The organism is Undibacterium sp. RuRC25W, assembly GCF_049339825.1.
Classification (GTDB): domain Bacteria; phylum Pseudomonadota; class Gammaproteobacteria; order Burkholderiales; family Burkholderiaceae_D; genus Undibacterium.
The window spans coordinates 58,216-72,271 of the sequence record NZ_JBMPPD010000005.1; the positions used below are offsets into that span (position 1 = coordinate 58,216).

General features: G+C 46.2%; 16 protein-coding genes. 13 read left to right on the forward strand and 3 right to left on the reverse strand.

Annotation, left to right across the window (positions count from 1 at the left end; genetic code table 11):
• Positions 1 to 5: 5 nt before the first annotated feature.
• The 3 genes from ACO0KV_RS04195 to ACO0KV_RS04205 all read right to left on the reverse strand — a co-directional run bounded on the left by ACO0KV_RS04195 (position 6) and on the right by ACO0KV_RS04205 (position 2,730).
• Positions 6 to 1,166, reverse strand: a complete 1,161-nt coding sequence (locus ACO0KV_RS04195) for an iron-containing alcohol dehydrogenase (protein WP_423040203.1) — start codon at positions 1,164 to 1,166, stop codon at positions 6 to 8.
• A gap of 100 nt (positions 1,167 to 1,266) precedes the next feature.
• Complete coding sequence (locus ACO0KV_RS04200) at positions 1,267 to 2,022, reverse strand: SAM-dependent methyltransferase (protein WP_423040205.1); 756 nt, start codon at positions 2,020 to 2,022, stop codon at positions 1,267 to 1,269.
• Positions 2,023 to 2,118: 96 nt separating this feature from the next.
• Positions 2,119 to 2,730, reverse strand: a complete 612-nt coding sequence (locus ACO0KV_RS04205) for a Maf family nucleotide pyrophosphatase (RefSeq protein WP_423040207.1) — start codon at positions 2,728 to 2,730, stop codon at positions 2,119 to 2,121.
• Positions 2,731 to 2,870: 140 nt separating this feature from the next.
• Here ACO0KV_RS04205 and ACO0KV_RS04210 point away from each other — a divergent pair, with 140 nt between their 5' ends.
• From ACO0KV_RS04210 to ACO0KV_RS04270, 13 genes are all read left to right on the forward strand, one after another.
• Positions 2,871 to 3,395, forward strand: a complete 525-nt coding sequence (locus ACO0KV_RS04210) for a YceD family protein (RefSeq protein ID WP_423040209.1) — start codon at positions 2,871 to 2,873, stop codon at positions 3,393 to 3,395.
• A gap of 124 nt (positions 3,396 to 3,519) precedes the next feature.
• Entirely contained in the window at positions 3,520 to 3,702 is a 183-nt protein-coding gene (gene rpmF / locus ACO0KV_RS04215) for a 50S ribosomal protein L32 (protein WP_162018712.1), read from the forward strand.
• 247 nt (positions 3,703 to 3,949) lie between these two features.
• Entirely contained in the window at positions 3,950 to 5,026 is a 1,077-nt protein-coding gene (gene plsX / locus ACO0KV_RS04220) for a phosphate acyltransferase PlsX (protein ID WP_423040211.1), read from the forward strand.
• Positions 5,023 to 6,009 carry a beta-ketoacyl-ACP synthase III gene (locus tag ACO0KV_RS04225; protein WP_423040213.1) on the forward strand — a complete coding sequence of 329 codons (987 nt, stop codon included), beginning with the start codon at positions 5,023 to 5,025 and terminating at the stop codon, positions 6,007 to 6,009. The genes plsX and ACO0KV_RS04225 overlap by 4 nt, the downstream gene beginning before the upstream one ends.
• 30 nt (positions 6,010 to 6,039) lie before the next feature.
• Positions 6,040 to 6,972 carry an ACP S-malonyltransferase gene (gene fabD, locus ACO0KV_RS04230; RefSeq protein WP_423040215.1) on the forward strand — a complete coding sequence of 311 codons (933 nt, stop codon included), beginning with the start codon at positions 6,040 to 6,042 and terminating at the stop codon, positions 6,970 to 6,972.
• The gene (gene fabG, locus ACO0KV_RS04235) at positions 6,969 to 7,721 is read left to right on the forward strand and encodes a 3-oxoacyl-ACP reductase FabG (protein WP_423040217.1); all 753 of its coding nucleotides are present in this window, start codon (positions 6,969 to 6,971) and stop codon (positions 7,719 to 7,721) included. The genes fabD and fabG overlap by 4 nt, the downstream gene beginning before the upstream one ends.
• Before the next feature lie 149 nt (positions 7,722 to 7,870).
• The gene (acpP, locus tag ACO0KV_RS04240) at positions 7,871 to 8,110 is read left to right on the forward strand and encodes an acyl carrier protein (RefSeq protein WP_423040218.1); all 240 of its coding nucleotides are present in this window, start codon (positions 7,871 to 7,873) and stop codon (positions 8,108 to 8,110) included.
• Between the two features lie 35 nt (positions 8,111 to 8,145).
• Complete coding sequence (gene fabF / locus ACO0KV_RS04245) at positions 8,146 to 9,387, forward strand: beta-ketoacyl-ACP synthase II (RefSeq protein WP_423040220.1); 1,242 nt, start codon at positions 8,146 to 8,148, stop codon at positions 9,385 to 9,387.
• A gap of 72 nt (positions 9,388 to 9,459) precedes the next feature.
• Positions 9,460 to 9,957: a protein YgfX gene (locus tag ACO0KV_RS04250; protein WP_423040221.1), complete on the forward strand. Its 498-nt coding sequence runs from the start codon at positions 9,460 to 9,462 to the stop codon at positions 9,955 to 9,957.
• A 98-nt stretch (positions 9,958 to 10,055) separates the two neighbouring features.
• A complete protein-coding gene (rpoE, locus tag ACO0KV_RS04255; RefSeq protein ID WP_423040223.1) occupies positions 10,056 to 10,658 on the forward strand; it encodes an RNA polymerase sigma factor RpoE in 603 nt (200 codons plus the stop codon).
• A 41-nt stretch (positions 10,659 to 10,699) separates the two neighbouring features.
• Entirely contained in the window at positions 10,700 to 11,386 is a 687-nt protein-coding gene (locus ACO0KV_RS04260; RefSeq protein ID WP_423040225.1) for a sigma-E factor negative regulatory protein, read from the forward strand.
• A 5-nt stretch (positions 11,387 to 11,391) separates the two neighbouring features.
• Positions 11,392 to 12,408 carry a MucB/RseB C-terminal domain-containing protein gene (locus ACO0KV_RS04265; protein WP_423040227.1) on the forward strand — a complete coding sequence of 339 codons (1,017 nt, stop codon included), beginning with the start codon at positions 11,392 to 11,394 and terminating at the stop codon, positions 12,406 to 12,408.
• 42 nt (positions 12,409 to 12,450) lie between these two features.
• The gene (locus ACO0KV_RS04270; protein WP_423040229.1) at positions 12,451 to 13,920 is read left to right on the forward strand and encodes a DegQ family serine endoprotease; all 1,470 of its coding nucleotides are present in this window, start codon (positions 12,451 to 12,453) and stop codon (positions 13,918 to 13,920) included.
• Positions 13,921 to 14,056 lie beyond the last annotated feature (136 nt).

Here is a 14,056-nt window from a genome sequence, read left to right on the forward strand (position 1 = left end):
GATGATTACAGGCTGAGTTCTAATACTCGTCGGCTCACATCTAAAGTTACATCGCGTTTTTCACCGAGGGCTACCATGCGATGGGTTTCTAGCGCAGCAAGAATAGGGTCAATGCTGCTGGCGTTGAGTGCGTAGTCACTCAAGCGGGTTTTGACTCCCATCTGCTCAAAGAAGTCTTGTGTGCGGCTAATCGCCAGTTCAATACGTGCATCTTCATCACCGTCGTGCAAATCCCAAACGCGCTCAGCGTATTGCAGTAGTTTTGCACGCTTTGACTCTTTACGGACGCGCAACATGCTAGGTAAGACGATAGCAAGTGTTTGGGCATGATCGATGCCATGTAAAGCCGTTAGCTCATGACCGATCATGTGCGTTGCCCAATCCTGTGGTACGCCGACGGAAATCAGGCCGTTGAGTGCCATCGTTGCGCACCACATTAAATTGGCGCGAACATCGTAGTCCTGAGGATTCTTCAGTGCTTTTGGACCTTCTTCGATCAGCGTTCGCAACAAGCCTTCGGCAAATCTGTCCTGAACGGGCGAGTTGACCGGATAGGTCATATACTGCTCCATCACGTGAACAAAGGCATCGACGGCGCCGTTACCGATTTGCCGGACGGGTAAGGTGTATGTTTTCGTCGGGTCCAAGACTGAGAATTTTGGGTAGCAATGAGGGCTGGAGAAAGCCATTTTTGCCTTGATTGATTTACGTGTCACAACTGCGCCTGAATTCATCTCGGAGCCTGTTGCTGGTAAAGTCAGCACGCTACCGAATGGCATCGCTTTCTTAACGTTGCTGCCACGTTTTTCAAGAATAGCCCACGGATCATCGCCTTCAAATAGCGCTGCGGCCGCGATAAACTTCGTACCATCGATGACCGACCCACCACCTACAGCTAGTAGGAAGTCGATTTGTCCTTGTTTGATGACCTCAACGGCATGCATAAGTGTTTCGTAGCTTGGATTTGGTTCGATACCAGTAAATTCTGTCACCGAACGCGTTCCTAATGCTGTAATAACTTCATCAAAAACACCGTTTTGCTTGATGCTACCACCGCCATAAAGCAATAACACCTTGGCATTTTCTGGAATTACTTTGTTCAAGTCAGCAATACGACCTTGGCCAAACAGGATGTGTGTAGGATTATAAAAATCAAAATTCAGCATATGTATTTTCCTCCAAAAAATACATAGTAGCTGAAATTTAAAAAACTAACCGACCGTTCGAAAAATGATGTTTTTTGAAAGTTTCATCAAGAAGTCAGAATTAATGGCCTAGGAACAAGAACACCGTTGGTTTTTTGTGGAAATCTGGAAGCTGATTGGTAGTAATACGTTTTTTCCATTCGTTGGCTGTCCGTGTCTGGATAGACTCGCTTGGAAGGCTAAGGTCGGTTGCAACACAAATCAGCGTACCAGGATTGCAGTGATTGGCTAGCGCCTCCAGCATTGCAGTATTGCGATACGGAGTTTCGATCAATAATTGGGTTTGTTTCTCTTTTCTGGAGCGGTCCTCCAGCTCTTTGATTCGTTTAGCTCTCTGCACTGCGTCTGTCGGCAAGTAGCCATGAAAAGCAAAACTCTGACCATTCAAGCCGCTACCCATCAAGCCAAGCAGCAACGATGACGGCCCCACTAATGGGCGCACTGTGATGCCTTTTTGGTGCGCTAGACGCACGAGGTTGGCCCCGGGATCAGCGACTGCCGGAACGCCAGCTTCTGAAATGAGCCCAACGTCATGCCCTTGCAGAAGCGGTTGCAGCAATCCTTCAAGAGCCTTTTCCGGCGTGTTAATGTTTAGCTCACTGATCTGGATTTCTTGCATCGCAAGTTTAAGTGGGTGATGCTGACCCAGAAACTTTAAATAAGCGCGCGTTGTCTTGGCATTCTCTGCCACGAAATAGCTTAATTGTGCCGACATCGATTGCACTGTGTCGGGAATGATTTTTGCCAGCAAGCCCTCTTGCTGTCCTTCGTAGTAACCGAGGGTGTTGGGAATAAGGAAAAGTGTGCCGGTAGTCATTGTTTTAATCTTAAATACTGGGTGGTGTATGAGTTGTTGGTTGCTATTTTCTCACGATAGGCGGAAGGTGCACGCGTAAAAAATCACATGCCCCTATCAATTGAAAAAACTGATGCCCGCATTACGAAGCATATCCGTCAATGCGATGAGTGGTAATCCAGTCAATGCCGTTGGGTCAGTACTTTCAATGGACGATAAAATAGTGATCCCTAATGCTTCATTTTTTGCGCTACCAGCACAATCGTAGGGCTGTTCAATGCGTAAATAAGCGTCTAGTTCAGCATCACACAAATCGCGGAAGCGGACGACGGTTCTGACTTCCTGAATCTGGATTGGGCGGGCAGCATGTGGTCGCGTATCCAGTAAACATAATGCGGTATGAAAAATTACCTCTCGGCCACGCATCAACTGTAACTGTCTCAATGCATTTTCATGGTTGCCTGGCTTGCCTATCTGTAGCTTGTCAAGGGTGGCAACCTGGTCGGAACCAATGATCAACGCTGGCATCCGTTTTGCATGGCTAGAAGCGATTGCCTCTGCTTTTAGACGTGCTAGTCGCAACGCGGTTGCAGGTGGGGTTTCCCTTTGAAGCGGCGACTCATCAATATCGGGTGAGATCGAAGAAAAGGGTAGTTGCAGACGGCGAAGTAGCTCAGCGCGATAGGTGGAACTGGATGCTAAAATAATATCCGGATTGTTATTCGTCATAGATAAAGGCTTGATCGGGGTGGTAATTTTGCTGTAAATTGCGTTTTTGACTTGTTTTCGTCTAAAAAGTGCGCCTAAGCCTTTGACTAACAAGGGCGAGTGCTGTTATTATCGCAGGTTTTCTGGGTTCAAATAATCCTATGCAAGCTTTTGTGATTGATGCCTTCACCTTTTGTCGTCTCGAAGAGCAGCGTTCCGGTAGCATTCCGGTAGCAGATTTGTCCCGTCTTTCAGAAGAAAGTGCCAACACAGAAGGTGTGTTGAACTGGGCGTTGACTGGTGGGAAAGACAAGTTTGGTCACGCAGAGCTAAGATTGACGGTGGCTGGCAGCGTAAATTTGATGTGTCAGCGTTGCCTTACACCATTTGCATTTGAGATTGACTCAGAATCAGTATTGATACTCGCCAAAAACGAAGAAAATGCCGACGAAATTGACGCATTGCTCGAAGATGACGAGATCGATGTTGTAGTAGGTAGTAAAACATTCGACGTCATAGCTTTGATCGAGGATGAGGCGCTACTCGCAATACCCCAATCGCCCAAACATGCAGTATGCCCAGATGTACCATTGGCTTCAGCAGATTCTACTGCACGGGTTGACGCAGAAAGCAGTGAAAAAGTATCTCCTTTCGCTGTGCTGAAGAAGATAAGTGGGCGTACCTAGTGGCATTATTCTGAAAAAACACTCAGGTCGAAGTATTGTTAGGGATTCTTGGTTGGTGATGTTCGCACTCTTCAGCCAGGTGTGTAAATTTTTAGAAACATTTTTTGAAGTATTAGGAGTTATCATGGCAGTTCAGCAAAACAAAAAATCCCCATCCAAGCGTGGCATGCACCGTTCCCACGATTTCCTCACTGCACCACAGTTAGGTATCGAGCCAACAACTGGTGAAACACATCTGCGTCACCACATCAGCCCAAATGGCTTTTACCGTGGTCGTAAAGTATTGAAAACTAAAAACGACGAGTAATCTCGTTTTTTAGTAAAAAAGCGGCGTTGTAAGTCTTTGACTTGACGCCGCTTTTTTTACGCCTGCAATTTTGAAGAGGTAAGCGTCTTTAGAGTTTTGCGGATGAAGTTTCATGTTGATTTTTTGATCTGAATCGATAAAAACGCAGTTTTTTTCTAATTTCATTACTTAATAGCAATGAAAATAACTGAAAAACTCCTCTAATTTGGTACACTAGCTGTTTCGTATAGAAGTTTCGTAACACCACATGACAATAAAAATTTCCATAGACTGCATGGGCGGCGATCACGGACCAGCAGTTACCGTGGCGGCGGCGGTTGCCTTCGCAAATCGTGAGCCGGATGTCGAATTTCTATTGGTAGGGCTTGAGGATCAAATCCAAGTTGAACTGAAAAAAAATCATGCTAGCCAGCACCCAAGAATAAAAATCATTCACGCCTCCGAGGTGGTGGAGATGGATGATCCTCTCGAGGTTGCTCTGCGCCGCAAAAAAGATTCGTCGATGCGCGTTGCGGTTACGCAAGTCAAGGATGGTCATGCGCAGGCATGCGTATCCGCAGGTAATACTGGGGCCTTAATGGCGGTGTCCCGTTATGTGCTCAAGACAATGCATGGCGTCGATCGCCCAGCGATTTTCGGTATGTTGCCGAATCAAAAAAACAAACCAACCTATATGCTCGACTTAGGCGCTAACGTTGACTGTGAGCCGGTGCATCTTCATCAATTTGCAATTATGGGTTCGGTACTGGTTTCTGCGCTTGAAGGAAGAGAAAAGCCAAGTATTGGTTTATTGAACGTCGGTGAAGAAGACATTAAAGGAAATGATGTCGTTAAACGTACAGCACAATTGTTGCGTGCCGATCATGAGCGTGGCCTGTTAAATTTTTACGGGAATGTCGAGGGAAATGATATTTTTAAGGGGACGACAGATATCGTCGTTTGCGATGGCTTCGTTGGCAACGTTACCCTAAAAGCAGCCGAAGGCATGGGGCGCTTTGTTAAGACGACGCTCACGGAAGCGTTTAAGAGCAGCCCCCTAAACATGCTCGGTGCCATTATTGCTCGAGGTGCACTCAAGTCTATTTCACGCACCATGAATCCTTCTAACTACAACGGCGGTAGCTTGCTTGGTTTGCGGGGAATTGTCTTTAAGAGTCATGGCGGCGCAGACAAATACAGCTACGAATGGGCGATCCAGCGCGCCTTTGATGCTGCAAAAAATGACGTGTTAAAGCGGATTTCAACTTCGATGGCGATTTTGATGCCAGTGGCAGACACGGTTGCGCCAAATCACAATGACCAAACAGCACAGAAGATCGCATGACTTTTTTTAGCAAAATTATAGGTACTGGCAGTTATCTGCCTCCCAGAAAAGTAAGTAACCAAGACCTCGCTAATCAACTCGCTGCAAAAGGGATCGAAACCTCTGACGAGTGGATTGTCTCTCGCAGTGGGATTTCATTCCGTCATTATGTGGACGAAGGTGTCAATTCCAGCGATCTTGCTGTTGCCGCTGCCAAACAGGCTTTGAGTGCAGCGAAGATGCAGCCGAATGATATCGATATGATCATTCTGGCGACATCGACCCCTGATTTTATCGGTGGATTTCCTAGTACTGCTTGTATTGTTCAAAATAAGCTTGAGGTCAAAAATGGTGCGGCTGCGATGGATGTGCAAGCTGTTTGCAGTGGATTTATCTACGCCATGTCAATTGCTGACAGCATGATTAAGTCCGGCTCACATAAAAATGTGCTGGTGATTGGTGCGGAAGTATTTTCACGCATTCTGAATTTTGAAGATCGTACAACCTGCGTGTTATTTGGTGATGGTGCGGGTGCTGTTGTCATGTCGCGCTCGGAAACCCCAGGCGTTTTGGCCACAAAGTTGCACGCGGACGGTAGTTATGCAGATATTTTGTGTGTACCAGGCCAAGTGCAGAACAATGCAATTGCAGGAAGCGGATTTCTGCATATGGATGGACAGGCAGTTTTCAAGTTGGCGGTATCTGTTCTTGAAAAAGTCGCAAATGAAGCATTGGAAATAGCTGGTTTGCGGGCTGAAGAGATCGACTGGCTGATTCCGCATCAGGCCAATATTCGCATCATGCAAAGCACGGCAAAGAAAATGCGTTTACCTATGGAAAAGCTGGTTGTGACAGTCGATCACCACGGCAATACTTCGGCGGCTTCTATTCCGTTGGCGTTAGATCAAGCCGTTCGTGATGGTCGGGTTCAGGCTGGGCATAAGATTTTATTAGAAGGTGTTGGTGGCGGATTTACCTGGGGTGCCGCTATCGTTCAAATGTAAACTGAAATAACCCAAGAGAGATATAAAAACATGACCCAATTTGCATTTGTTTTTCCCGGCCAGGGTTCCCAGGCCATCGGGATGCTTAATGGTTTCGCTGATAATGCGATCGTTCAACAAACAGTTGCAGAAGCATCAGACGCGCTGCATTTTGATCTGGCCAAGTTGATTTCTGAAGGCCCAAAAGAAGAGTTGGACCTGACAACCAATACGCAGCCAGTCATGTTGACGGCGGCCGTTGCTTGTTATCGCGCATGGATCGCTGCAGGTGGTGCGGCACCTAAAGTTGTAGCAGGTCATAGTTTAGGTGAATATTCAGCGCTCGTTGCAGCTGGCGTCATCGCTTTTAAAGATGCGGTGCCACTGGTTCGCTTCCGTGCGCAGGCAATGCAGGAAGCGGTGCCAGTCGGGCAGGGTGGTATGGCTGCTATTTTAGGTTTGTCTGATGAAGATGTTGCTGCAGCTTGTCGTGAAGCGTCAACTGAAGGTGTTGTCGAAGCGGTTAATTTCAACGCGCCATCACAAGTTGTTATCGCCGGAGCCAAGGTGGCCGTGGAACGCGCTTGCGAAATAGCGAAGGCTAAAGGTGCAAAGCGCGCCCTGATACTGCCGGTATCTGCGCCGTTCCACTCTTCGTTACTCAAGCCAGCATCAGATCGATTGCGTGAGTATCTCGCTGGCGTTTCGTTTTCGGCGCCAGCTATTCCTTTAATTAATAACGTCGATGTCGCAATTGCTCTGGATCCAGCGTCAATTAAGGATGCTTTAGTGCGGCAGGCAGCTAGCCCTGTTCGATGGGTTGAAACAATCCGCGAAATACAAGCAACTGGTATCACTCACGTGATTGAGTGTGGCCCAGGCAAAGTCTTGGCTGGTTTAACTAAACGAATCCATGGTGATTTGATTGGTGAGGCCTTATTTGATACAGCAAGCTTAGATAAAGTATTGGAACTCTTGAAATGAATAAACCATTAGCAAATCAAGTTGCCCTTGTTACTGGCGCGTCACGTGGCATTGGTAAGGCTATCGCTGTGGCATTAGCTGCAGCAGGTGCAAAAGTAATCGGTACCGCGACCACGGAGGGAGGGGCAGAAGCGATTTCTGCCTATCTGGCGGAAGTTGGTGCAGATGCAGGTAAAGGCATTGCATTTAATGTCAACGATGTTGAGCGTTGCGGTACGTTGGTCGAAGAAATTCAGAAAGAGTTCGGTAGCTTGTCTATTCTTGTTAATAATGCCGGCATTACGCAGGATCAGCTTGCAATGCGCATGAAAGAAGATGATTGGGATAATGTTATTTCTACCAACCTGAATTCTGTTGCTCGCTTATCACGCGCAGTGTTGCGTGGCATGATGAAGGCGAAACATGGGCGTATTATCAATATCACGTCCGTTGTCGGCTCCTCCGGCAACCCGGGTCAAATGAATTATGCGGCAGCAAAAGCTGGTGTGGCTGGCATGAGCCGTGCTTTAGCCAGAGAAATTGGCAGTCGCAATATTACTGTTAACTGTATCGCCCCCGGTTTCATCGATACCGATATGACGAAGGCGCTGACTGAAGAGCAGAAGGCCGCTATTTTGGTGCAAATCCCAATGGCTAAGTTGGGTCGGCCTGAGGATATTGCTGCGGCAACGGTATTTTTAGCATCTCCGGATGCAGGTTATATTACTGGTACGACGCTCCATGTAAATGGTGGCATGTATTTGGTGTAGTTTTTTTGTTGTTAATTGCGCGCAATTTCACCGAAATTAGCCGGAGTTATTGCTGCAAAATGAGTGCTTGCTTTTTTTAGGTACAAACCTGCTAAAATGCGCGCACTTTCTGTAGGCCCTTATTTTTGATTTTTTCACTGGAGATACAAATGTCCGATATCGAACAACGCGTTAAGAAAATTGTTGCTGAACAACTGGGTGTTGCTGAAGCAGACATCAAAGCTGAATCCTCTTTCGTCGATGATTTAGGTGCAGATTCCTTAGACACAGTTGAGTTGGTAATGGCCCTCGAAGACGAATTCGAAATGGAAATTCCTGATGATCAGGCTGAAAAAATCACCACTGTGCAATTAGCTATCGATTACGCTACTGCACACGTTAAGGCATAATTCAGTTACCTCGTTTTCAAATCCAGGAGAAACGCTTGAGTAGTTCGCTTAAACGTCGTGTCGTCGTAACCGGATTGGGTTGCATCTCGCCAGTCGGCAATACCGTTGCCACCGCTTGGGAAGCAATTAAAGCCGGACAGTCTGGTATAGCTACGATCACCAAATTTGATGCAACTCCTTTCTCCACGCACTTTGCTGGAGAAGTGAAGGGGTTCAATGTCGAGGAATACATTCCGGCAAAAGAAGCCCGTAACATGGATACCTTCATCCACTACGGTATTGCTGCTGGGGTGCAGGCGTTTCAGGATAGCGGCTTAACCGTTACCGAAGAAAATTCCGAGCGTATCGGCGTTATCGTTGGTTCCGGGATTGGTGGCTTGCCACTAATCGAGGCAACGAAAGAAACTCTGATTGAGCGTGGCCCACGCCGTATCAGTCCTTTCTTTGTGCCAGCATCTATTATCAATATGATTTCCGGTCACTTGTCGATCAAATTTGGGCTAAAAGGCCCAAACTTGGCGATTGTGACTGCGTGTACCACTGGCTTGCATTGCCTAGGATCAGCTGCTCGTATGATCGAGTACGGTGATGCCGACGTGATGATTGCCGGCGGTGCTGAGTCAACGATCTCTCCATTGGGATTGGGTGGCTTTGCTTCTGCACGTGCTTTGTCTTCCAGAAACGATGATCCGACTACGGCATCCCGTCCTTGGGACAAAGATCGCGACGGTTTTGTACTCGGTGAAGGGGCTGGCGTAATGGTCCTTGAAGAGTATGAGCACGCAAAAGCACGCGGCGCAAAGATTTATGCTGAAATTACTGGTTTTGGCATGAGCGGCGACGCTTATCATATTACGTCTCCAAGTATGGATGGACCACGTCGTTCTATGGTGAATGCATTGAAAAATGCAGGAATCAATGCTGATCAGATCAATTATCTGAACGCACACGGCACGTCCACGCCACTTGGTGATAAAAATGAGACTGATGCGATCAAAGCTGCATTCGGTGATGTCGCATACAAGTTAACAGTTAATTCGACCAAGTCGATGACTGGGCATTTATTAGGTGGTGCAGGTGGATTAGAATCTCTGTTCACAGTATTGGCTGTGTATAATCAGGTTTCTCCTCCAACGATTAATATTTTCAATCAAGATCCTGAGTGTGATTTGGACTACTGCGCAAACACAGCCCGAGACATGAAGATTGATTTTGCTATGAAAAATTCGTTTGGTTTCGGCGGAACGAATGGCACTCTGATTTTTGCTAAGGTATAAGCAAGTCTAGAATAGTATGCAAAAAGAAGGCACTTCGTTTCTTTTGAAGCGAAGTGCCTTTATTTTTTTACAATGATTACGTTGTCGGTCACACTAAGAGCCTCCAAACTATTGCTTGTTGCTACATTGGCGATGGCATTCTTGGCAAGCTATGCCGTCTGGGTTTTTCTCGATACGATGTTGAGGGAGGAGATCAATCCGCAAGTAGCGCTAACGCTGAGTTTGATCTGCTTATGTTGCTTGATTTTTGTATGCATTTGGCGTTGGAAGAAATTTTCCATTACAAGTCTTGATATTGCTGCTGATGGTAACTTGATTTTGCGTCAGCGGATTGCTCGTCACACGACCAAAAGTGAAGAAATTAGGTTGGGTGAGGGGGCTGTAATATGGCCTGCCATGATGGTTTTGCATTTTCTCACTAGAGACAATACGAAAATTTCTTTCGTGTTGTTACCTGATAGCACAATTCCATCTAGCTTCCAACGCTTGCGCGTCAGCCTTCTTTGGTTGCGCCGACACCAAATGAGCAGTGGATTGAAGAAAAAAGAGCTTGGTGGGAACTTAAATTAAACAAATCACTCTACCTTGTAGGTGAATGATGATTTTTTGCATTTTAACCTCGGAATAACTTTATAAAATAGCGTTTTGGCAAAAAACAGGATGATTGAGTGACGACAGAGCGCGAGATAGATCAAATATTGGTCGAACGCGTGCAGCGTGGTGATAAAAAGGCATTCGAGCTTCTGGTTTCCAAATATCAACGGAAACTGATGAGGCTCGTGTCTCGGCTCGTCTACGATCAAGCTGAGGCAGAGGATGTTGTTCAAGAGGCGTTTATAAAAGCCTATCGCGCATTACCAAATTTTCGCGGTGAAGCGGCTTTTTATACTTGGCTTTATCGTATTGGGATTAATACCGCAAAAAATTATCTCGTTACCCAGGGCAGAAGAGCACCGACGTCAACGGAAAATGATGTGGAAGAGGCGGAAGGTTTTTCTGATGCTGACGGTCTTAGAGATATTAATACGCCAGAGTCACTGCTGGCGAGCAAGCAGATTGCAGCAACAGTTAATGCGGCGATGTCAGCTTTGCCGGAAGAATTACGTAACGCCATTACCCTGAGAGAGATTGAGGGTCTGAGTTATGACGAAATTGCAGAAGTAATGTTGTGCCCGATTGGTACGGTTAGAAGCAGAATATTCCGGGCACGAGAGGCCATTGCAGAACGGTTACGACCTATTTTGGGAACTTCCTCAGAACACCGCTGGTGAAGCACCTGATATAAACATATTGAACAAAACTCGCAGTACCCATGGCAAACAAAATGATGAACGATACCTTGAAGCGCGAAAACATATCAGCATTAGTTGATGGCGAACTGAATAACGGCGAACTAGAACTGGTACTGAAGCAACTCCTGTCTGATAAGGAAGATGATGTGTGGAATACCTATCACTTGATTGGTGATGTGGTACGTTCTGACGACCTAGCTGCGCCGTTAAGCTCAGGCTTTACACAACGTTTCGCAGAGAAGTTTGCTGCTGAACCGCTATTGTTGATGCCCGAAAAACATGTGAAAGTTTTTCCTGAAAAATCCTCAGCACAGAGAGTTCGCCAGTATTTGCGTACCTATCTGACAGTTGCCAGTGTTGCAGCGGCGGCTGTATTTGCCTTCATGTTCGGACCACTAGTTTCACAATTTGGCCAAGATAAATATGTCTCGACCCAGCTAAGTAAAGCGCCTGTGATGCAATCCGAGGTTCAGTTAGTTTCGGCATCAAACGCCACTGACAACACGTTGCTCGCAACCGCAGAGGATTCATCAACAGACGAGAAAGTTCAGATGAACACACCTGCCAAAGAGGCGGCCATCGAAATGATGCGAGATCCGCGTATTGATAGTTATTTAATTGCCCACCAACGTTTTTCTCCAGCAATTAGCAATGCCGCTCAATACGTGACGCAGGCAAATACTGCAACGACCGCGTCAGGGAAATAAGAATTATGCAGGTTAATCGTTTTCAACTCTCATTTTTAGTGATGTATCTTGGCATCGGCAATATCTCTGCATTTGCAAGCGGGCCAAGTAACACGACAGACGAGAAGCTGGAAGTGCAAAGTCTGATAAAGATGATTCAATCGGCACCACAAAAATTGAACTATTCTGGTACATTCGTCTATCAACAAGCCAGTCAAATCCGAACATCGAAAATAACGCATCATGTCGATGCTAATGGTGAGCTAGAAAAATTAGAAATACTCGACGGCAACTCCCGAGAATATGTTCGCAAGAATGATGAGGTTTCTTGCTATTTGCCAGACAGTAAAACCGTTCAGGTAGAAAAAGATGTGACGCAAGAAGTTTTTCCAGCGCTCTTGGCGCGTCATGCAACCCAGTTACCCGACTTTTATACTTTCAAAAAAGGTGAGGTCAGTCGCGTCGCTGGTTTGGAGTGTCAGACTTATGTTATGTCGCCAAGAGATGGCGCTCGTTACGGCTACCGATTGTGTGTTGAAAAACAGTCCGGTCTGTTATTGCGCGCACAAACTGTCAATAACCATGATGAAGTCATTGAGCAGATAGCTTTTACGCAGTTGAAATTAGGCGACATAGACAAAAATAAAATCAAGCCAAGTTTTCAAAATTTATCTCAGTGGCACATTGAAAATCTTACGGTGCAATCCAATATCAGTTCAGGTTGGATCGTCAAATCACTGCCGGCGGGATTTGTCAAAACCAAGGAATTGAAGCGCGTGATCAGTGCGCCACCTTCAATTCCTTCTGGCAGAAAGCCACCGAACTCGCACCAGGTAATTCAGATGATTTTCTCCGACGGTATGGCGGCGATCTCCGTATTTATTGAACCAAATATGGAGCAGCACTCAGAGGGTAGTCTGCAGCAAGGTGCAATGACGATAATGACAAAGCGTCAGGGTGATTATTGGCTAACAGTTGTTGGGGAAGTGCCGGCAAACGCGATTCGACAAGTAGTGAATTCCATTGAATTTAAGCCTAAATAAAATATCCACGTAACATTTCAGGTAATAAAAGTGAGTAAGACCATGAAAAAAATAGAATATTTTCCCTCCAAAAAAATATTGAGCAGTTTAATCCTTGGTGTCTGTGTCGCTATTTCTACCTCGGGTGCAGTTGGCGCGAACCCTGTGGCGCAGGCGGCTCCAGTTGTCGCGGGTTTGCCGGATTTTACAGATCTAGTTGATAAAGTAGGGCCATCTGTTGTCAATATTCGTACGACAGAAAAGGCACAACAATCCCAGGCCGACGCGGGTTCTGACGATCAGCAAATGCAAGAGTTCTTTCAGCGTTTCTTTGGTATGCCGATGCCGCGTCAGGCGCCAGCGCCGAAAAATCGTAAATCAGTACCTCAGCAACAAGAAGAGATCCCTCGTGGTGTTGGCTCTGGATTCATTATTTCTCAAGACGGATACGTTCTTACCAATGCTCACGTTGTTGATGGCGCATCAGATATCTATGTCAAATTAACCGATAAACGCGAGTTTAAAGCCAAGGTTATTGGCATTGATAAACGCACGGACGTTGCTTTAATTAAAATTGAAGGAGCTAAATTACCAAAAGCAACGATTGGTGATTCCGACAAAATCCGAGCAGGTGAATGGGTCATCGCAATTGGTTCACCTTTTGAACTTGAAAATACGGTGACGGCTGGGATTATTTCGGCAAAAGCACGTGATACGGGTGAATACCTACCGTTAATTCAGACCGATGTTGCTGTCAATCCCGGTAACTCTGGCGGCCCGCTGATCAATATGAGAGGCGAAGTGATCGGTATTAATTCTCAGATCTACAGCCGATCTGGCGGCTACATGGGTATTTCCTTTGCTGTACCTATCGACGAAGCGATGCGTGTTGCAGATCAATTAAAATCAGCAGGTAAAGTTACACGTGGTCGTATTGGCGTTCAGATTGGTGAAGTATCTAAAGAAGTTGCTGAATCCATTGGTCTGGCAAAAGCAGAAGGCGCTGCTGTTGTCCGGATCGAACCAGGTTCCCCTGCAGAAAAGGCGGGCATTCAGGATGGTGACGTTATTCTGAAGTTCAATGGCCAAGCAATTTCTAAATCTTCCGATTTGCCAAGAATCGTTGGTGCGATCAAACCAGGTTCTAAAGCCGTGATTACAATCTGGCGTAAAGGTGCGTTGCGTGAATTGCCAATTTCTGTCGCTGAGATGGAAACCGAAAAAAATGCACCAAAAGCAGATAAAAAAGCCAAACAGTCTAATGTGTTGGGTATTTATGCTAACGATCTCAATGATGCGCAGAAAAAAGAATTGCCGGGCGGTGGTGTGGTCATTGAGTCTGTCGATGGTCCAGCAGCAGCGGTTGGTTTACTGGCGGGGGATGTGATTCTGACACTTAATAACGTTGACGTCAAAGACGTTAAACAATTTACCGCTATGGTTGCAAAATTAGACGGAAAAAAAGCGGTTGCATTGTTGGTACGTCGCGGTGAGATTTCACAGTTTATTTTGGTTAAACCACAAGCGCAATAATCTGCGCCTTCATTTCGGCTAAAATCTGACGACGGCTGCGCCAGGGTATGTAACTCTGGCGCAGCTTTTTTATTTGGCTTATGATTTAAGAGTTGTGCGCAGGACTTATAATTGGCGCCTTATTTATAAAGGCATT